This window comes from Henriciella litoralis (genome assembly GCF_002088935.1).
GTDB classification, from domain to species: Bacteria; Pseudomonadota; Alphaproteobacteria; order Caulobacterales; family Hyphomonadaceae; genus Henriciella; species Henriciella litoralis.
This window is the reverse complement of sequence record NZ_NCSS01000006.1, coordinates 1,559,211-1,578,060: the sequence shown is the minus strand read 5'-3', so window position 1 is coordinate 1,578,060 and position 18,850 is coordinate 1,559,211. Positions and strand designations below refer to the sequence as shown.

At 58.5% G+C, this 18,850-nt stretch carries 21 protein-coding genes; 10 read left to right on the top strand and 11 right to left on the bottom strand.

The window, feature by feature from the left end:
• Position 1 precedes the first annotated feature (1 nt).
• From B8783_RS11100 to B8783_RS11080, 5 genes are all read right to left on the bottom strand, one after another.
• Entirely contained in the window at positions 2–529 is a 528-nt protein-coding gene (locus B8783_RS11100) for a cytochrome c (protein ID WP_169711781.1), read from the bottom strand.
• Between the two features lie 50 nt (positions 530–579).
• On the bottom strand, positions 580–1,284 hold the full coding sequence (locus tag B8783_RS11095; protein ID WP_084420190.1) for an SdpI family protein: 705 nt from the start codon (positions 1,282–1,284) through the stop codon (positions 580–582).
• Complete coding sequence (locus B8783_RS11090; RefSeq protein ID WP_084420189.1) at positions 1,281–1,577, bottom strand: metalloregulator ArsR/SmtB family transcription factor; 297 nt, start codon at positions 1,575–1,577, stop codon at positions 1,281–1,283. Before B8783_RS11090 ends, B8783_RS11095 begins: the two co-directional genes overlap by 4 nt.
• 128 nt (positions 1,578–1,705) lie before the next feature.
• Positions 1,706–2,281, bottom strand: coding sequence for a type 1 glutamine amidotransferase domain-containing protein (locus B8783_RS11085; protein WP_084420188.1), 576 nt, complete (start codon positions 2,279–2,281; stop codon positions 1,706–1,708).
• Between the two features lie 172 nt (positions 2,282–2,453).
• Positions 2,454–2,915: a PH domain-containing protein gene (locus tag B8783_RS11080; RefSeq protein ID WP_084420187.1), complete on the bottom strand. Its 462-nt coding sequence runs from the start codon at positions 2,913–2,915 to the stop codon at positions 2,454–2,456.
• Between the two features lie 129 nt (positions 2,916–3,044).
• Between B8783_RS11080 and B8783_RS11075 the strand changes: the two genes are divergently transcribed.
• The 5 genes from B8783_RS11075 to B8783_RS11055 all read left to right on the top strand — a co-directional run bounded on the left by B8783_RS11075 (position 3,045) and on the right by B8783_RS11055 (position 10,254).
• The gene (locus B8783_RS11075; RefSeq protein ID WP_084420186.1) at positions 3,045–4,982 is read left to right on the top strand and encodes a lipase family protein; all 1,938 of its coding nucleotides are present in this window, start codon (positions 3,045–3,047) and stop codon (positions 4,980–4,982) included.
• A 99-nt stretch (positions 4,983–5,081) separates the two neighbouring features.
• On the top strand, positions 5,082–6,914 hold the full coding sequence (gene typA / locus B8783_RS11070; RefSeq protein WP_084420185.1) for a translational GTPase TypA: 1,833 nt from the start codon (positions 5,082–5,084) through the stop codon (positions 6,912–6,914).
• 72 nt (positions 6,915–6,986) lie between these two features.
• A complete protein-coding gene (locus B8783_RS11065; RefSeq protein WP_084420184.1) occupies positions 6,987–8,474 on the top strand; it encodes a hypothetical protein in 1,488 nt (495 codons plus the stop codon).
• A gap of 230 nt (positions 8,475–8,704) precedes the next feature.
• Complete coding sequence (locus tag B8783_RS11060) at positions 8,705–9,556, top strand: DUF5694 domain-containing protein (protein WP_084420183.1); 852 nt, start codon at positions 8,705–8,707, stop codon at positions 9,554–9,556.
• A gap of 197 nt (positions 9,557–9,753) precedes the next feature.
• Complete coding sequence (locus B8783_RS11055; protein ID WP_169711780.1) at positions 9,754–10,254, top strand: GNAT family N-acetyltransferase; 501 nt, start codon at positions 9,754–9,756, stop codon at positions 10,252–10,254.
• On the opposite strand, the gene B8783_RS11050 is transcribed toward B8783_RS11055, so the two are convergent.
• From B8783_RS11050 to B8783_RS11040, 3 genes are read right to left on the bottom strand one after another with little or no spacing between them, the layout of a single operon-like run.
• Complete coding sequence (locus B8783_RS11050; RefSeq protein ID WP_084420181.1) at positions 10,251–10,646, bottom strand: DUF1622 domain-containing protein; 396 nt, start codon at positions 10,644–10,646, stop codon at positions 10,251–10,253. The two genes, B8783_RS11055 and B8783_RS11050, sit on opposite strands and share 4 nt — an antisense overlap.
• Positions 10,647–10,662: 16 nt before the next feature.
• Entirely contained in the window at positions 10,663–11,676 is a 1,014-nt protein-coding gene (locus B8783_RS11045) for an adenosine deaminase (protein ID WP_084420180.1), read from the bottom strand.
• Positions 11,673–13,754 carry a S9 family peptidase gene (locus B8783_RS11040; protein WP_084420179.1) on the bottom strand — a complete coding sequence of 694 codons (2,082 nt, stop codon included), beginning with the start codon at positions 13,752–13,754 and terminating at the stop codon, positions 11,673–11,675. Before B8783_RS11040 ends, B8783_RS11045 begins: the two co-directional genes overlap by 4 nt.
• A 186-nt stretch (positions 13,755–13,940) precedes the next feature.
• Between B8783_RS11040 and B8783_RS11035 the strand changes: the two genes are divergently transcribed.
• The 5 genes from B8783_RS11035 to B8783_RS11015 all read left to right on the top strand — a co-directional run bounded on the left by B8783_RS11035 (position 13,941) and on the right by B8783_RS11015 (position 17,124).
• Entirely contained in the window at positions 13,941–14,642 is a 702-nt protein-coding gene (locus B8783_RS11035; RefSeq protein WP_084420178.1) for a hypothetical protein, read from the top strand.
• A gap of 3 nt (positions 14,643–14,645) precedes the next feature.
• Positions 14,646–15,272 carry a class I SAM-dependent methyltransferase gene (locus tag B8783_RS11030; protein ID WP_084420177.1) on the top strand — a complete coding sequence of 209 codons (627 nt, stop codon included), beginning with the start codon at positions 14,646–14,648 and terminating at the stop codon, positions 15,270–15,272.
• Positions 15,262–16,074 (top strand): heme-dependent oxidative N-demethylase family protein, encoded by an 813-nt coding sequence (locus B8783_RS11025; protein ID WP_139792336.1) that lies wholly within the window; start codon positions 15,262–15,264, stop codon positions 16,072–16,074. The genes B8783_RS11030 and B8783_RS11025 overlap by 11 nt, the downstream gene beginning before the upstream one ends.
• A gap of 26 nt (positions 16,075–16,100) precedes the next feature.
• On the top strand, positions 16,101–16,604 hold the full coding sequence (locus B8783_RS11020) for a DUF4188 domain-containing protein (protein WP_084420175.1): 504 nt from the start codon (positions 16,101–16,103) through the stop codon (positions 16,602–16,604).
• A gap of 82 nt (positions 16,605–16,686) precedes the next feature.
• Positions 16,687–17,124: an EVE domain-containing protein gene (locus B8783_RS11015; protein WP_084420174.1), complete on the top strand. Its 438-nt coding sequence runs from the start codon at positions 16,687–16,689 to the stop codon at positions 17,122–17,124.
• Here B8783_RS11015 and B8783_RS11010 read toward each other — a convergent pair.
• From B8783_RS11010 to B8783_RS11000, 3 genes are read right to left on the bottom strand one after another with little or no spacing between them, the layout of a single operon-like run.
• The gene (locus B8783_RS11010; RefSeq protein WP_084420173.1) at positions 17,111–17,812 is read right to left on the bottom strand and encodes an aspartate/glutamate racemase family protein; all 702 of its coding nucleotides are present in this window, start codon (positions 17,810–17,812) and stop codon (positions 17,111–17,113) included. The genes B8783_RS11015 and B8783_RS11010 overlap by 14 nt on opposite strands.
• A gap of 12 nt (positions 17,813–17,824) precedes the next feature.
• Complete coding sequence (locus tag B8783_RS11005) at positions 17,825–18,265, bottom strand: GNAT family N-acetyltransferase (protein ID WP_084420172.1); 441 nt, start codon at positions 18,263–18,265, stop codon at positions 17,825–17,827.
• Positions 18,262–18,792 carry a D-glycero-alpha-D-manno-heptose-1,7-bisphosphate 7-phosphatase gene (locus B8783_RS11000; protein WP_084420171.1) on the bottom strand — a complete coding sequence of 177 codons (531 nt, stop codon included), beginning with the start codon at positions 18,790–18,792 and terminating at the stop codon, positions 18,262–18,264. Before B8783_RS11000 ends, B8783_RS11005 begins: the two co-directional genes overlap by 4 nt.
• Positions 18,793–18,850: the final 58 nt, after the last annotated feature.

Genomic DNA, 18,850 nt, shown 5'->3' with positions numbered 1-18,850 from the left:
GCTACTCGCTTTGCCGATACCAGAACTGGTTGTGGCAGCTGGAGCAGGTGTCGCCGAGGGAGAGAGCGGCGGCGTCGAGTTCGATCGCGTCGCGAAGTTGCGCGGCAACGACGATGTTCTGCGCGGCGCCGGCAAGTTTGCGGGCTTCGGCGGCGAAGCCATCATGGTCTGCCTCAATCCATGCGGCGATCTCTTCCGGCGTTGCGGCGCCTTCGGCATCGGCCCCCTGCAGGGCGACACCTTCGGCGGTGACCTTGTGGGTCTCGGCGCGGGCGAGGGCGCGGCCGGCCTTCTCCAGGTCTTTTCCGGCTTGCTCGATCACATCCCAATGGGAGGTGGAGAGGCGGCGGGGATCCAGCTCGCCATTATCGTCGTAAAGCTCAAACGTCATGTCCTGAACGAGCGCCGACTGCGGCTCAATCGTGTCTGCCATCACCTGCCGCAAGGTCGCTTTGCCCGCATCGCCTGGCATCGGTCCGCAGGCCGTTACCAGAGAGACGGCTGCAAGGAAAAGGAAAACGATCCGCATTTGACTGACCTGCATAATCAACCGCTGTCTGTCCAGCCATGATCGCGCGATCAGACGATATAGTCGCTTCCTTCATTACGGTCATTTGCGTGCCGCCAGACCCACCAGGAATAGATGACACCGAAGAGGGATACCGAGAGGACCGCGCCGACAAAGGTGATGACCAGCGCAATCCCGCTCATGGTGAAGGCCGCGATGATGCCGATGAGGCCAGCAAGGATGTAGAGCGGTCCGACGAGGCGGTGCGTCTTCTCCCAGGTATAGTCGCTGGTCAGCGTCCAGGGGGTGCGGATGCCGATGAAGAAAGTCTTGCGCGTCTTGGGGAGATAGTTGCCGATGACGATGAAGAGGATGCCGCACGCCGCTAGCACGAAGCGGATAAAGTCATTTGAGGTTTCACCGTCCTGCGCGCCGCGCACCATCATATAGGCAATGCCACCCGTCAAAAACGTCATCAGGAGCAGAATGCCGGCCCATATGGCGACATAGGCCTTGGCGCTCTTGCGTAGATTGTCCTTGAACGGATCAAGGCTGGGGGCGAGCGCCATAAGCAGGCTGGTGAAGAGGGCCGAGGCCGGCAGAATGAGAAGATAGATCAAAGCTTCACTGCGAGGCTTGAAGCTGTCAGCCTCTCCGCTGGCATTCCAGTGAACCGGGATTGGCTGACCATCTGGCACAGCGCCCCAGGCCCAGAAAAGTATGCCCGCCATGACGGCGATGGCGCCTGCGGTCCATATGAGTCCGGTCTTGATCATTCTGCAGCCTCCTTGATGTCATCATCGCCATTGTCTTTGCCGACAAGCGCCAGCAGGGCGGCGGCGGCGTCCTCAAGGACGCTTGTATTTGCGCGGTAGATGATGCTCGTCCCGCTGCGTTCAGCTGTGATGAGGTCGGCATCCTTCAGAACGGCGAGGTGTCGGCTGACAGTGGGCCAGCTGGCATCGAACGCCTCTGCTAATTCACCGGATGTCCGCGGGCCCTTGCGAAGCAGCGTCATCACGCTGCGCCTTAAAGGGTGTCCCAATGCGCTGAACACGTTATTTGTCATAAATGCTAATTAGCATAAATCGAAATTAGCGGTCAAGCTAATTATCGGGCCACCTTTATGGCGCGCAAAAAAAAAGCGCCCCTCATTCTGAGGGGCGCCTGATCGGTCGAATTAGCGAGGGGATGAGACTACGCTGCGACCGATTTTCTTTGTCCTTCATGTCTGCCTTCGCAGAGTTCTTCGACAATCTTGTCATTGAACGCACCAAGATCGTCCGGGTTGCGTGAGGTCACCAGTCCTTCATCAACAACGACCTTCTCGTCGCTCACAATACCGCCTGCATTCTTCAGATCCTGCTGGATCGACTTGAAGCCAGTGACTTTGCGGCCATTCACAAGGTTCGCTGAGATCAGCACCTGCGGGCCGTGGCAGATCGAGAAGACCGGTTTCTTCTGCTCGAAGAAGGCGGACGTGAAATCGAGGGCCTTCTGCTCTGTGCGCAGGGCGTCCGGGTTGAACAGGCCGCCCGGGATGAGGATGGCGTCGAAATCGTCTGCCTTCACTTCATCAAGCGTTTTGTCGACGGCAACCTTGATGCCGTGCTTGCGGTGCTGGTTCGCTTCGATCTCGCCATGCTTCAGCGACACAATAACGGTCTTCGCACCGGCGTTCTCAAGGGCTTCCTTGGGAGAGGTCAGTTCCACTTCCTCAAAGCCATCTGTGGCGAGGATAGCAACTGTTTTTCCTTCTGCTCTCTTGGTCATCGAATTCTCCTGAATTTCTTTTCAATTATGGCAAGCGCGATTCTGCGCGCCATTCCCTTCATCAACGGCTGCACCGTCGCACCGTTCCGACGTGAACCTGTTTTAATCAGGGCCGCTGCGAGCGATTGGCGCGTGCGGGGCTTGCGGTTTTGTCGGCGGGATGTGTGCGGGCTCATGTGTGCACCTCCTTTTCAGCCAGGTCATCGGCAAGGCGATCCACGGAGGCGCGGTCATTCTGCATCCGCGCCTCATTAATGGCGCTTAGAAACGCCGCCGGGTGCGCCATGGTCGGGAATTCCACTTCGCCTTCGCCGCGCCCTTCGATATCGAGATCGCCGAAATTGAAAATACGTCCGAAGATGCCCTGATTGAGATTGGCGCTTTCAATCGCTTCCAGGGACAGCTGGTCGACATGGGTCGCGATGAAGCCGGTCTTCATGACGATCGCCCTGTTGGTGACGGCGAACTCGGTCGTCTTCTTCCGGATCATTTCATAGATAAAGTAGACCAGACCGACGATGAGCCAGCCAAGCAGGATCAAGGCGGCCCAGGCGCGCGCATGCCAGAGCCAGTGGAACTTGCCCCAGGCAAGAACCTGTTCGCCCTTGTGTAGATGGTCGTGAATATAGCTCATGCAGTCCCCTGTTCTCTAGGAAGGCAACCTCTGGGGACGCGACAAGGTTCCAGTGAAGGGCCGATGAGCTGGACAAGCGGCGGTCGAAAAAGGAATATCTGCGCAGGGACAAATTGGGGGACGCAGAGGATGACGCCTTTCAGGAAATTGTATCGCGGCGCATTGGCCGCTCTGGCTGTTGCGGGACTGGCGGGGGTCGCCACAGCGCAGGAATGCCGACCGATCTGGACTGGGACATGGAACACGACCTACGGACAGTTGCGCCTGATTGAGGATGGCACGACCGTTTATGGCGACTATGCAAATGTCGGCGTCATCAAGGCGAAGATTGCCCGTCCGTGCGACCGCACGCTGCGCGGCGTATTCGTACGAAAGGATGGCGGCAAGGGGTTCATAGAGTTCTGGCAGTCGGAAGGCGACGATATCAATGGACGCTGGAACTGGCTTGCCAATGGTTTGCCGGATGTCTGGCTGAAGCGTGGTGTGGCCTGGGAGGGCACATTCGACACTGGCGTAGCACCGCCCATTCTAAATTTCAAACCGGGCGAAAGCCGCGACTCCCTGACAGAACTTGAAACGCGCTACCACAACTGGGCAAGGCTGACAGACATTGCGGCCGAGAGAGCATTTGAAGAACAGCGCGCCAGGGAAGCAAAGAGGCGTGCAGAGGAAGCGGCCATTGTCGCTGCGGAACAGGCTAGCTGGAGCACGAATACGGGCATGACGATCCCGTGGCGAGATATTGGCGTCATCATCCATCACACGCGCTTTCCGTATCTGATCACGCCATCGAGCTTTCGCGCCTATGTGCATCAGGACAAGAACTTCACGAAGAATATTGTTGGCGGCTCAGGCTCCCTCCGGGCGAGCCCCCTGCGGATGGCAATATCATTCGGTGATGTCTTCGACGAGCGCTCGAGCGTAAAATACCCGGCCGATGTCGTGATGGGCGTCTATGAGCAGACACATAGCGGACGCGACAAGAGCTATTGCGTCGTCTCATACCGCGGCACCGATCAGGACGTGAAGTATTTTGCGAAGAGGGGCTTCCTGACGCGTTTCGGCGTGACGGGCGATGCTTTCGGTGTGTTCGGTGAAGGTGAGATCGCCACCAAGATGCAGTCGTCTGACCTCGATCGTTCCGGTGGCACTTGCACAGTCAAGGAAGGCTATCACGATAATTATCTGGAGACACAGCACGGGGTTCTAAAATTCCTGTCGGACGCGACCGATGCCGGTCATTGCCAGGATGGGGTTGTGATCGCGGGCATGTCTCTTGGCGGGGCGACCGCCAGCGTCGCGATGGCTGACATGTATATCAATCAGGCGCGTGATCTGCCGAGCGGTCGTCTCAAGACACTGATCAATGCCGGCAAGGTGTGGATGGTGAATGAGGGGGCGCCGCGCGCGCTCGCCAAAAGCTGCGTGAACCGGCTGCCGGCCGGGGTGAAGCAGCGCACGACGCGGTTCGTCTACGGCTCACCGGCCGTCGAAAATGCGGCAAATCCCGGAAAGGACTGCCCCCGCTTCATCGATCCTGTCCCCGGCAATCCAAGCGGTATGCGCGTTGGGACAAGCTGGGTGGATGCCGAGCATTTCGGTCAGGTCGTTGTCGGTTATGTGCCCAAACCGGGCGGGTATGATCCACGCCCCTTCCTGCGGGAACTTGCCGACAAGCCCGTCCGCACGGCGGCAAGCCGGGTCAAGGAAGTTGCCTGTTTTGAAGACCCGCTCAATCGCTGCCAGTCGGCGCGCTGGGCGAATGATCACTCCCGTTCTGCCGGGCCATCCAATCAGATCGCCACCGGTAAACCGCAGGATTTTGGGGGGAGCTGTTCAGGTCCGGAGCTGCAGCCAACGCGCAAATACCTGTTCGGTCGTCTGCATGACACCTGCTCCTATCGTAATCTGATGGCTGCCTATGGTCAGCGGGAGGGTGAGTTCACAAGCGCAACCAACTACCAGTGCAATTTCCCTCCCAATCCGGACGATGAGGTGGACGGCCCGAAGGAATTCACAAGCTGGGGGTACAAGATCAAGCAGAGCCAGTCAGGCCCGCGTCAGTGAGGCGCCTCTGGCCCTGCGCTGAGGCTTGGCCATAGCCAAAGGGGGCATAGGCGTGTAAAGCGCGCCCAAACAACGCCTTTGCCGAAAGCATCCCCTCCCATGACTGAGCCCACCGCGCTTCGCAACATCGCGATCATCGCCCACGTTGACCATGGCAAGACGACCCTCGTCGATTGCCTGCTCAAACAATCTGGCACGTTCCGCGAGAATGAAGCCACCGAAGACCGCATGATGGACTCCAATGACCTGGAGCGTGAGCGCGGGATCACCATCCTCGCGAAAACCACGTCCGTCGTCTGGGGTGACACCCGCATCAACATCGTCGACACGCCCGGCCACGCCGACTTTGGCGGCGAGGTGGAGCGTATCCTGCAGATGGTCGATGGTGCGATCGTGCTCGTCGATGCGGCTGAAGGCCCGATGCCGCAGACCAAATTCGTTGTGTCGAAAGCGCTGAAAGTCGGCCTTCGTCCGATTGTCTGCGTCAACAAGATCGACAAGTCGGACTCGCGTCCTGACTATGTCATCAACGAAGTGTTCGACCTCTTCGCTGACCTTGGCGCAGACGACGACCAGCTCGATTTCCCGATCCTTTACGGCTCAGCCAAGAATGGCTGGATGTCGACCGATCCCGAAGATCAAACCGACAGCATGGATGCGCTGTTCGACATGGTTGTGAAACATGTGCCGGAACCAGCGGTCGAAGAAGGCCCGTTCCGGATGCTGGCGACCACGATTTCGGCTGACAACTTCCTTGGCCGTATTCTCACCGGCCGCGTGACGTCCGGCTCGATCAAGCCGAACCAGACGGTGAAAGTCCTGTCGCGCGATGGTGAGCTGGTTGAGCAGGGGCGCGTTTCCAAGGTGCTGGCGTTCCGTGGTCTCTCGCGTGAGCCGATTGAAGAAGGTGTTGCTGGCGACATCGTTTCTGTCTCGGGCCTCACCAAGGCAAACGTGGCCGACACATTTGTCGACCCGTCCATCACTGAGCCTATCGAAGCCCAGCCAATCGACCCGCCAACCCTGTCGATGACCTTCCGCGTCAATGACAGCCCGCTGGCCGGCACCGAAGGCAAGAAAGTCACCTCGCGTCTCATCTGGGACCGTCTGGTGAAAGAAGCCGAAGGCAATGTGGCGCTGAAAGTTGAGCGCTCAACCGAGGCCGAAGCCTTTACCGTTTCCGGACGGGGCGAACTCCAACTCGCCGTTCTGATCGAGACGATGCGCCGCGAAGGCTTTGAGCTTGGCGTAATGCGTCCGCAAGTCGTCCTGAAGGAAGACCCGGACACCGGCGAAAAGCTTGAGCCGATCGAGGAAGTCGTCATCGACGTGGATGATGACCATACCGGTATCATCGTGCAGAAGCTGAATGAGCGCAAAGCCGACATGACCGAGATGAAGCCATCCGGTGCAGGCCGCACCCGGCTTGTCTTCCATGCGCCAACGCGCGGCCTGATCGGCTATCAGGGTGAGCTTCTCTCCGATACGCGCGGCACCGCCATCATGAACCGCGTCTTCCTTGAATACGCGCCATACAAAGGCGCGATCAAAGGCCGTCATACCGGCGTTCTGATCTCGATGGAGCAGGGCGAGGCTGTGGCTTTCGCGCTCTGGAATCTGGAAGATCGCGGCCCGATGATGATCCACCCTGGCGACAAGGTCTATCAGGGCATGATCATCGGCGAGCACAACCGTGACAACGACCTCGAAGTCAACGTCATGAAAGGCAAGAAGCTTACCAACGTTCGCGCCTCCGGGACCGACGAAGCGGTGCGCCTCACTCCGCCAATTCAGATGACGCTTGAGCGCTCGCTCGCCTATATTGCAGACGACGAACTGGTCGAAGTGACGCCGCAGAACATCCGCCTGCGCAAGATCCACCTTGACCCGAACGTCCGCAAGCGCGCCGCTAAGGCCGGTGCGACGAGCTAGTTGAAACGCTTTCAGCTTGACTGATGTAAATTTGTAATAGAATTTGCTTTCCGGGTTTCGGGGGAAAGCATTATGAACAAGTTTGTGGTGGCTGGGCTTTGCGGTCTGGCGTTGGTCGGCTGTGAAACATCGGAAGAAATTTACGGGCCGCGAAATTATCAAGACAATTATCTCAAAGCGAACATGGCAGGCGTTTGGCCGCTGCTTGATGGTAAGAACTTCGATTCTATAGATTTGATCGCTTTGGTTAATCCGGCAAGACGAATTCCGGTTTACGACCAGACCGGCAAAACTGTCAGCTATCTAGTCGGTGGAGCTGTGTCAGGCGGAACCAATCCGCGGGCTGTTATAGGTAAAACCAAAATTGTTTGCGAGCCGTCTAGGTTAAACTCCGCTGACAAACAATTCGAGAGGATTGAAACGAGCTACGAACTTTTGCTGGCAGGCGCGAATTGCTATTCTTATCTCGAAGTCCGCAGCATGGGGTATCTATCCCTCGAACATCGACGCAATAGTATTCAGGATAGAATAATTGCGGCGTCCGAGCAGTACTGCCTGATTTACAAAAATCATGTAGCTAGCATGTCATCCACGAGCGACTTTTTTTCCGGGTCTGTGGCCACGATATTTGGCGGCTTAGCGACTATATTCTCTGATGTTGAAACAGTGCGGGCCATGGCGGGCTTGAGTGGAATATCCAGCGGCATAGGTGCCGAGTTTAGTCAGTCATACCTGTATAGCTTAACGTTCGACGTAATATCCAAAGGTATTGACGTCAGGCAAGACAGATTGCGCGAGCAGATTTCGACCCGCCGAGGAACGCCGGTGATTGTTCAGGCCGCTCAAAGGAATTCAACCGATTCAGCGCGTCGTTTTGAACTTTCCTCTGACGACAAAGTGACAGCAATCGATAGGTACAGCCTCGAAGAAGCAATAACCGATGCGCTGAGATATCATGCGGCATGCACAACAATTTCGGGGCTCGAAGAAGCCGCGGTTAGCATAGATATCAGGCAGAACCCAGGCATTGACCAGGTCGCGTCAATCTTAAAAAAGGTAGGCGTGCTGCAGTCACAGATGCTGATAACTTCAGACCACGACTCTCGTCAGCAAAAAATCCTCGTTTATACATCCATGATAAAAGAACGAACGGACGCGAAGGAGAGCCTCAAAATTGAAAAAGAGAAAATTTCTCAAAAAGTTACAGACGCACAGGCTCATTTAGGTGAGCTTCAAAATGAACTCAGCGCCCTCAAAGAGAAGTTGAATGACCCGCAATTGGAGGGCGCTGAAGCAACGCCTGCCGAAGGTGAAGGCGTTGAGGACATAAAAACCAATATTGAAAAAAAGAATAAAGAAATTTTGGAGTTGGAGAGAGAACTCGCGCAATTGAAAGGTGCTATGGCCGGAATGGATGCCGAAATGCAACGTCTACAAAACGACATTGGCAACATGAAGCTGTCGTTGGACGCAGAAATTCAAATTCGTGAGAACAAACAAAACGAGGCGCTCTCAGGCATTGAATTGGAAAATAATGAACAGAATGACGATCCCGCTTAGCTCCGGTTTCAGAATAACTCTGTTGGCAGGTTGATAGATAATTGCGGCAGATTTTACTGCTGAGGACTGCGATAAATCTTTGGTTCGACAGTTCCAGCCGCACGACCGGGCTAAATGTGCGAAAGCGCGCCGCCAAGGCAGGGGCAGGAGCTGGTCGAAATCAGGTCTGACATGGCTGGTGCAGCCAGTAGCGATGTCCTAGTCTGAACGCCCACACTTGGGAGGTTTAGATGATGGTTCGTTTTCTGGTTGTCGCCCTGTCCGCCTTTGCATTGGTCGCAGGGGCATTTGCGCAGACCGAGCCTGCCGATGAGCGGCCGGTAGAGGTCATGGTGCTGGGCGTCTATCACTTCGCTAATCCGGGCCATGATCTCAACAATATCGAGGTTGGAGATGTTCTGGTCCCTCGGCGCCAGGCAGAGCTCGATGCGCTGGGCAAGGCCCTGGCGAGCTTCAAGCCAACTGTCGTCGCGACCGAAGCGCAGGCCGAGCCGCCTTATCTCGACACGAGGTTTGATGATTTTACGCCGGCTGATCTTGCTGAAAACCGCAATGAGATCGCGCAGATCGGCTACCGCGTCGCGATGCTGGCAGGCGTTGATCGGGTGTACGGCATCGACGAGCAACCCGAAGGCGATGAGCCGGACTATTTTCCCTATGGCAAGCTAAGCGAGTTCGCCGAGGAAACCGGTCGACAGGCCGAGCTGGCTGAGGTGACCGACATGTCAGCGCTGATGAAGAAATTCCAGCAGGCCGAAACGACGGGCACGATCCCTGACGTGCTGATGCTGCACAATGGCGATGAAACGCTCGACACCGTTTACTGGGACATGATCAAGATGGGCGAAGGCGAGACCCAGCCGGGTGCCGAGCTTGCGGCCTACTGGTTCATGCGCAATGCGAAGATTTTCAACAAGCTCGTCCAAGTGACCAAGCCGGGGGACCGGGTGCTCGTCGTCTATGGATCAGGCCACCGCGCCTGGCTCACCGAAATGGTCGAGCGGACAACCGGATTCGAGCTGGTCGATCCGGTGCCCTATATTGAAATGGCGCAAGAGACGTTGGCGGAAACGGCCGACTAGTCCGGTTTTTCAGGCGACGTAAGGCGTCTGATCGCCTCGGCCTTCACGCCATCACCGTGATCAGGAGAGCTGTGTATTCCATGCTGGATGTCCCTCTCGGCAGACCAGGCCAGGCTCGGCAGTTGACGTGATTATTTCGGCCTCAATCGGCCCTGAAAAGGCGCCAATCCTGCGGCTTTCCAAAATTTATGGAGCAGATGACATTTCGCTTCTTCCGCAAACGGATGTTTTTGCGTAGCTTTGCGTCAATGGCCCTGATGACCCACCCCGCAGCCGGTTGGCAGATCCGCCCTTATCGGCGCGATGACCATGTGTCACTGGAGTCGCTTTTTCTCGATTGTCTCGTTGATTTTCCCTGGCGCGGAAACAAGGCGGACGAGACGGTCAGATTGCGCCAGTGCATCCGTACCGGGCCATGCCTTGTTGCCGAAGAAAAGACGGCTGGATTGATCGGGTTTCTGACGCTCGAGACAGCGAATGCCTATGTTCCGCACTTGTTTGTTGATCGTGACTGGCGCCTCTGCGGCGTGGGCGGCGGTCTGTTGGAAGTTGCGCGCGACCTTGCCCGCTCGCCCCTACAGCTCGATGTCGATCTTCAGAATGAAGGCGCCATCCGCGCCTATCGCGCGCTTGGCTGGAGTGAGAAGGTCAATGCGCGCCCGTCCCGGCCGGACCAGACGCGGCTCGCTGGTCCTTAAACGGCGTCGCGGCTTGTACTTTTTGAAAGGCCGATGGCTTCGCTGTCTTCCTGGCTAAGCGCCTCGATTTCCTTGCCGAGGAAATAGCTCACCACCGTCCGCACACCCGCCACGATCGCCAGCACGATGACATCGTCCAGGGTCCGGTGGACGATGGTGAACAGGATGTCGGCGACAATGAGGAATTCGAGCGCAGCGAGGATATAGGTGCCAAGCTTCAGACGGCCGCGCTTGAGCGCTGTCGAGACGGTGATGCCGGGGGCGGCGATCCCCCGCCCGACCGTCAATATGAAAACGAGGGCGCCGATCACGAGGATGAGCGCCGAGACGAGCTCAATCGCGAAGGACGCGGTTTCCAGGACGACATCGATATGTCCGGAGAGGTTTTCCAAAACGCGTTGTCCTGCCTTAGTGCGCCGATGCGATGCGGTCTATTTCGGCGAGGTGACGCGCCTGTTCTTCGGGCGACAAAAAGGAGCCGGTAAACCCGTTCTTTGCGATGGTGATAATCTCCTCGCGGGTCAGGCCGACGGCCTCAGCGGTCTGGCGGTAATTCTCATTCATATAGCCGCCAAAATAGGCCGGATCATCTGAGTTGATCGTCGCCTTCAGGCCAAGCTCAAGCATGCGTTTCATCGGATGATCCTTGAGGTCATCGACGACGCAGAGCGAGAGGTTCGAGAGCGGGCAGACGGTTAGCGTCAGACCGGCCTCCTTGATGCGCGCGACGAGTGCGTCGTCCTCCAGCGAACGGTTGCCATGATCGATGCGGTCGATCTTCAGATCATCCAGCGCTTCATAGACATAGGATGGCGGGCCTTCCTCGCCGGCATGCGCGACGAGTTTCAGGCCAGCCTTGCGGGCCGCTTCATAGATGCGCGTGAATTTCGACGGCGGGTGGCCATTCTCTGAGCTATCAAGGCCGATGCCGTGGATTTTGGACAGCCAAGGCTGGGCCTGCTCCCATGTCTCGAAGGCGTCTTCCTCCGAGAGATGGCGCAGGAAGCACATGATAAGGCGATAGGTGATGCCGTATTTCGCTTCGGCCGCATCCAGCGCTCTGAGGATGCCCTTGATCGGCACGTCGAAAGGAATGCCGCGATCAGTGTGGCCCTGCGGATCAAAGAACACCTCGACATGGCGGACATTGTCGGCCGCAACGCGCTGCAGATAGGCGTCTGTCAGGTCGTGAAAGTCTGCCTCGGTCTGCAACACCGACATGCCCTGATAATAAATGTCGAGAAAGTCCTGTAGGTTCGAGAACTCATAGGCCGCGCGCACCTCTTCCAGCGTCTTGAACGGGATGTCGACACCGTTACGGGCGGCAAACTCCATCAGCTGTTCAGGCTCTAGGCTGCCTTCCAGATGAAGATGAAGCTCGGCCTTTGGCAGGGCCTCGATCAGGGCATTTAGGTTGCTCATTCAGCGTCGTCCTTTTCATCGTCCTGCTTGGCAGGGTCATATTTGGCGAACCAGCCCATGATATTGTCCGTCTTGGCAATCAGGCGGCTTGGGCGGCTGGCGATATAATGCGGCGATCCGGGCACGCGGATGAGGGCGGTGTCGACGCCGTTCTGCTTGAGGCCGGAATAGAATTGTTCAGCTTCCCAGGCGGGCGTGCGGAAGTCCTCTTCGCCCACCATCATCAGCGTCGGCGTCTTCACGTTGCCGACATAGTTGATCGGCGACAGAGCGAGGAATTTTTCCGGCTCTTCCCACGGATTGGCGCCTATCCAGTGCTTGTTGACGTAAGGCCCGATATCGCTCGCAAGGCCCATCGTCATCCAGTTGATGACTGGTTTGACCGAGGCGGCTGCCGCAAACCGGTTCGTCTTGGTGACCGCCCAGGCCGTCAGGATACCGCCGCCTGAGCCGCCTGTGATGAAGAGACGGTCAGGGTCGACATAGTCGCGGGCGACCAGCTCATCGACGACACTCATAAGGTCATCATGGTCATTGCCGGGATATTTCTTGTCGATCAGCTGCGCGAATTCCTCGCCATAGCCGGTGGAGCCGCGCGGGTTTGCCCAGACGGTGACATAGCCTTCAGCGGCATAGCGCTGGATCTCGCTCGCAAAGAACGGCCCATACATGGAGAAGGGGCCACCATGGATTTCGAGGATCATCGGGAAGCTGCCGTCGGCGGTGAAGTCCGGCGGCAGGGCAACCCAGGCCTCGATCTCGCGGCCATCGGCGCTGGAGGAGACCTTGATCTCCTCAATTTTCGCCATGTCGAGATACGGCAGGACGTCGCCATTGAGATCGGTCAGCACGCGGTCCTGGACATCACGCCCAGCGACGGCGACGTCGGACGGGCGGTCCGGAGAGGCCGATGTGTAGGCAAAGATGGGGCGGCTGGTGTCGGAGACGGAAAACGAGCCATCCGCATAAGGCCGGCCGATGGATTCACCGCCTACATTGGAGATCACAGTCGAGACATTGCCATTCAGCGATACGTCCACGATTTCGAGGATGCCTGCATTCTCGACCAGCGAGTAGAGGCTGCGGCCATTCTCCGCCCAGCGCAGCGGGCCAAAGGCGCCTTCATAGTTGGCGGCGATTTCACGGACATTCGAGCCGTCGGCATTCATCAGGTAGAGATTGTCCTCCTCATAGGCTTTGACGTGGTCGTCAAAGCCCCGAAAGGCGATGGTCTTCCCGTCTGGTGAGACGGCGGGGCTGTAGTCCGGCCCTTCGCGCGATGTGAGCGCGCGGACCGACTTGTCGGAAAGCTCAACCGCGTAAATCTCGCTCTCGACCGGCTGCATGTCGCGGTTCTCATCGAGGTTACCGGTCGCAAGCAGGGTGTCAGCGTCCAGCCAGACCGGCCCGGAGAGGCCACCATCAGCTTCGGTGATCTGGCGCGGCGAGCCGCCATCGGCAGACAGAACGAAAACCTGGTCATATCCGTCTTCGAGATAGCCAGCGCCATCGAAACGGAAGGTCAGGTCATCGAACACTCTGACCGGCGCGTTCCACTCGGCGCCTTCAGGCTGTTCGATGGGGGTGGCGAAGCTTGGTTTGTCGTCGGCGACGAACATCGAAAAGGCGATGAGCTTGCCATCGGGTGACCATTTCGCGCCCGACGGGCCTTGCTCGAATTGCGCGAGGGAGAAGCTGTCGCCGCTGTCGAGATAATGCAGGCGTAGTTCCGGTTTGCCATTGCCGGATGTGGTGTAGAGGAGGCGCGTGCCATCGGGCGACCAGACAGGGCTGCTCGCAGATGCGCCGCCGGTCACCAGAGGGCGTTGCTCGCCGCTGTCCACATCAATGATCCAGAGGTCGCCCCGGTCCTGATCCTTCATCCGGTCCATCGAATGGCGGACATAGACGATCTTTGACCCGTCCGGCGAAATCTGAGGAGACGTTGCATACTCGATGTCGAAGACACGTTCCGCGGTGAAACGCCTGGAATCATCGGTGTCATTGTCCTGCGCGACGGCAGGTAAGATGAGGGCCAGGCCGGCTGCGCCAGCGCTCAATAGACGGACGAGTTTCATGGATCGTGTGCCTCCCCTTATTGGGCATTTCCCGGTCAAGCTAGCACGCCGGGCTGCAAAGTGAATGCACCTGATTGGCGAGATAGCAGGCCGTATCACAATCAGCAGTTTGGCAATCGGGCACTGTGAGTTAAGACTCGTTCCACACAGCAGGGTCGCAGCCCTGCGATGGGATGGAGATACGGCATGGATCTGTTGTGGTGGATCATTCCAGGCGCTGCCGGCATTGTCGGGCTGTTGCTCACTTTTGCCGGAATGGGCCGGTTGATGAAGCTGAACCTGATGACAGGCGGGCTCCGCTTCCTGTTCGGGATCGGCTTTCTCGGTCTTGCGGGTATTGGCACCTTCGCGGGCCTCAACCTGCAGACCTATAAGCGCCTCACCTATGAGCAGCCGGTTGCTGAGATCTCATTTGCGGCGGTTGATGGCGAAGAGGATGCCTATGCCGTCACCATTGCCGTGCCTGAGGGCGACGATATCAACTGCTTCGTGCCGGGTGAGGTGGACCAGCCCTGCGTCCTGCGGGGCGACGAATTTTCCATGGGCGCACAGGTCATCACGTTTGAGCCGATGGCCAACATGCTCGGCTATGACAGCGTCTATCGCCTGGAATATGTCGAGGGGCGAAACAATCAGCGTTACACGACCGGGTCTGTCACCAGCGCGACCAGCAATGGGCTCGCTTTGTCGGAAAATCCGGGACTAGATGTCTATGCACTTGCCAAGGAGCAGGGTGATCGACTTGGCGTGAACGGCAAGCAATTTGGGTCGGCAGTGTACGCGCCAATGGGCGACGGCTTGTCTTACAAAGTAGTGCTGACTCAAACTGGTTTGACTCTGGATCCAGCCAATCCGGCCACCAAGCGGCTCATGCAACCGGGAGATTGAAAGATGGGCCTGTGGGGAAAATATGTTGTGCCGCCGCTCGTCTCCTGCGCGTGCGCCACGAAGCCCATCATGAAACAGCGTGCCAAGGTCGTGCCTCAGGCGGCAGGCTCTATTCTGGAAGTCGGCTGCGGGGCGGGCACGAATTTTGGTTATTATGACCAGTCGAAGGTCGAGCGACTGTACGCGCTGGAACCTTCATCCGGCATGATCAAGCGGGCCCGCAAGGCAGCCTCCATGCTGGGCTGGGCAGATCGTATCGAGATCATCAAGGCGGGCGCCGAAGCCGTGCCGCTGGAAGACAATTCCATCGATACCGTCGTGCTGACCTTCGTGCTGTGCACGATCCCCGACTGGCAGGCGACGCTGTCGGAAATCCGCCGCGTGCTAAAGCCCGGCGGGATTATTCTTTTCTCTGAACATGGCCTTGCCCCCGATGAGGATGTGACGAAGTGGCAAAAGCGGATCGAACCGGTCTGGAAGCCGCTTGTCGGTGGGTGTCATCTGACCCGCGATACCGAAGCGATGCTGCGCGAAGCAGGCTTCACGCTAGACGATACGCAGACCATGTATCTTCCCAACACGCCACGCTTCGCAGGCTTTGTGAGCTGGGGATCGGCCCGTGCCTCATAGACAGCCGCCGTATCTGCCGTTCCTGCTGGGGCCTCCCAGAGTTGCCCCCGGTCTGAGGCCGATTGCAGAACGCCAGTGGCTGATGCCGGATAGCGAAGCGGATGAATGGCTGCTCGCCAAACAAATCCTGATGGAAAATCAGCCGGATGATACCGTCCTCGGCGATATTGATGGCCGCGCCGCCTTTGAGCTTCTTGCGATGGTGGGCGAAGCCTCAGGCCTGCGCACCTGCGAGGACTGGACAAACCCGCTCGCCATGGCCGCGGCCCTGGTGTCGGACGATCTCTGCCTGCTGGAACGCGATGAAGATGGCGAATGGGTGCTGGAGGCCGGTGCCGTGGCTGCGCCGACTTATTGGCGATTGTCAGAGCAAATCGGTCTGACGCTGGGCGGGCTACATGGGCCTGTCCCAGGCGGTGACCCGCAGTTAGCGCGGCGTATAAATCGTATATTTGACGGGCTTGGCGAGGGTAAAGTGCTGGAGCGGTTCAACTGGACCGTCCAGGCTGGCAATGCCCGCTATACGCCAGTGCGCCCGGACGCATCCGGTGCCGATCCAGAGGATTTGCACCTGCGTGTCGAACGCCAGACGATCCGTAAGCTGCCTGAAACCGGGGCGGTCTGTTTCACCATCCGTGTCTGCCTTGATCCGCTGCTGCCGATCCTGCGCGACGATGACCTCAGAGAGGCCTTCGAGGATGCGTGGATCGGGACCGACCGGGCCCTGCGCGCCTATAAGGGCTGGGATGATCTGGAACATCTTGTCCGGGAGGCCTGCCTGCAATCGGCAGCTACAGGCTGAAATCACAACAAGGGAGGGCGTAGGGGATGGCAAAGCGGATCGACAAGCGGATGACCGTAGAGATCGAGGGCGACTTTGTCGTCTTTCTGATCGGGATGCGGGTCAACCGGGCCTGGAAAGTCTGGAAATGGTGGCCGGTCATGATGGCCATGCCGCGCATGCTGATCGAACTTGCCAAACAGCCTGAGCTCGGGCTGCTCCACGCCCGCACCGTCTTCGGCTTTCCGGGGACGATGGTGATCCAGTACTGGCGAAGCTTCGAGCAATTGCACGCCTATGCCACCGACCGCACGGCCGAGCACCTTCCTGCCTGGAAGGCCTTCAACAACAAGGTTGGGACGAGCGGCGATGTTGGCATCTGGCACGAAACCTATCTGGTGAAGGCCGGAGCCTATGAGGCGGTTTACAACGGCGTGCCGCTCACCGGGCTCGCAAATGCGGGCACCCCCGTCGCGGCGGAAGGCCGGCGCAAGTCTGCGCGCGGACGGCTGAAGGAAACAGACGGGGGCGACGCCCCGGACGGCGTTTGATCGCAATCGCACGCGCGCCCCTTTCGCAATCACGGCAAACCGCCCTATGTCACCTCTCGAATGAGATTGAGAGGAGGCCGTAATGGCATACTGGCTATTCAAGTCCGAACCGTTCAAGTGGGGCTGGGACGACCAGACTGAAGCCGGCGAAAAGGGCACCCAGTGGACCGGCGTGCGCAACTATCAGGCGCGCAACTTCATGCGGGACATGAAGGTCGGCGATAAAGGCTTCTTCTACCACTCCAATAAAGGCCTCGAAGTTGTCGGCATCGTCGAGATTTGCGCCGAAAGCGCGCAGGACAAGACTACTGATGATGAGCGCTGGGACTGCGTCGACATCAAGGCCGTCTGCGACATGCCTAAGCCGGTGACGCTAAAAGCGGTGAAGGCAAATGAGGCGCTGGAAGATATGGCGCTTGTCACGAGCTTCAGACTGTCGGTTCAGCCGGTGAAAGAAGACGAGTGGATGGAGGTCTGCCGGATGGGCGGCCTCAACGGGAAAACGCTCAAGCCTCTTTGAGGGCCGCGAGGTCCAGGGCGACATCGCAGTGAATGAGGGCGGTGTCGAACACCGGCAGCGGGCAATTGCCGCTGTCCAGCAGCATGCCGATTTCCGTGCAGCCAAGGATGACGCTGTCAGCTCCTCGGTCTGAATAGCGTGAGACCACATCGAGATAGGCCTCGCGGCTTTCCTCGGTCACGATGCCGTTGACGAGTTCGTCGAAGATGATGGCGTGGATACAGGCCCGGTCTTCGGCGTCTGGAACGATGACTTCTATGCCGCAAGCGCCCAGAAGGCGCTTTTTGTAGAAGTCCTGCTCCATTGTGTACGCCGTACCGAGGAGAAGCGGCGCCGTTCGGCCATCCGCCTGCAGACGCCGCCCGGTTGCATCCGCAATGTGCAGGAATGGCACCGACACAGCCGCTTCGATTGCGTCAGCGCATTTGTGCATGGTGTTGGTCGCCAGCATGATGAGCTCGGCGCCAGCCCCTTCAAGCCGGCTTGCGGCATCGGCAAGCACCTCGCCCGCACGCGTCCAGTCGCCGGCCTTCTGGAGGGCCTGTATCTCGCCGAAATTCAGGGAGGCGATCAGGCAGTCGGCTGTCGCAAGCGGCCCTAAGGCGCGCCGCGTGCCGTCATTGAGCTGGCGATAATAGATCACCGTGCTTTCAGGGCTCATGCCGCCGATAATGCCGATACGTTTCATGCCGGGCCGCTTTCAGCGCTGGTACTTTATGAACGGTGTCCGCGTGGCGACCTGATCATAGAGCATGCGCCCGCGATAGTTGAACTCCTGCGTCGCCCAGTAGACCGACGGCGTGCCGTTTGCGTCCGCTGCGTCATAGACCGCCTGTATGAGGGCGCGGCCAACCCCGCCGCCGCGAACATCAGGCGACACAAACAGGTCCTGAAGATAGCAGACATCCTCGACCCGCCAGCAATGGCGGTGGAAGATGTAATGGACCAGGCCGCAGACCTTGCCATCCTGTTCGGCGACAAGTGCGGCCATGTCAGCAGTATCGGGATCAGTCAGACGCCGAAAGGTCGCTGCATACACGTCCTCAGAAACCGTGGTTTCGTAGAAGTCGAGATAGCCGCGCCAGAGCGAACGCCAAGCTTGCTCGTCGTTGGCCGTTAAAGGCCGTACATCCACACTCATCCGCGCATCCCGTCTTCAAAACTTGCCAGCGCCCATTCGGCAAAGGTCGCGAGATTACCGCCCTTGAAAAGGAAAGCTCCGACGCCCGCTGCGTGGGCTGCTTCGATATCTGTCTGCTTGTCGCCGATCAGGAAGCTCTGCTCGCGATTGACGGGGAAGTCGGCCATCGCCTGCAGCAGCATGCCTGGCCCCGGCTTGCGGTCGATGCTGTGCTTTCGATAGCGGGCAATCTCGCCCTCTTCATGCCAGGGGGCGTGGTAATAGCGGTCGATGGCCGTGCCGTGTTCGGCAAGTTCCTCGGCCATATGGGCGTGCAGCTTTTCCATGTCTTCTTCGGTATAGAACCCGCGCGCAATGCCCGACTGATTGGTGACGACGAAGACAAACCAGCCGCGTGCCTTGAAGGTCGCGACGCACTCCTTCGCGCCCTCGATCCACTCGAAATCCTCAATGCGGCTCACATAGCCCCTGTCGACGTTCAACACGCCGTCGCGGTCAAGGAAGAGGGCAGGGCGCATGACGGTCATCCACGTTTCCTTAGTCGAGCCTGCGGCGCTCGACCAGTCCTGCGCGCCTGAGATTTCC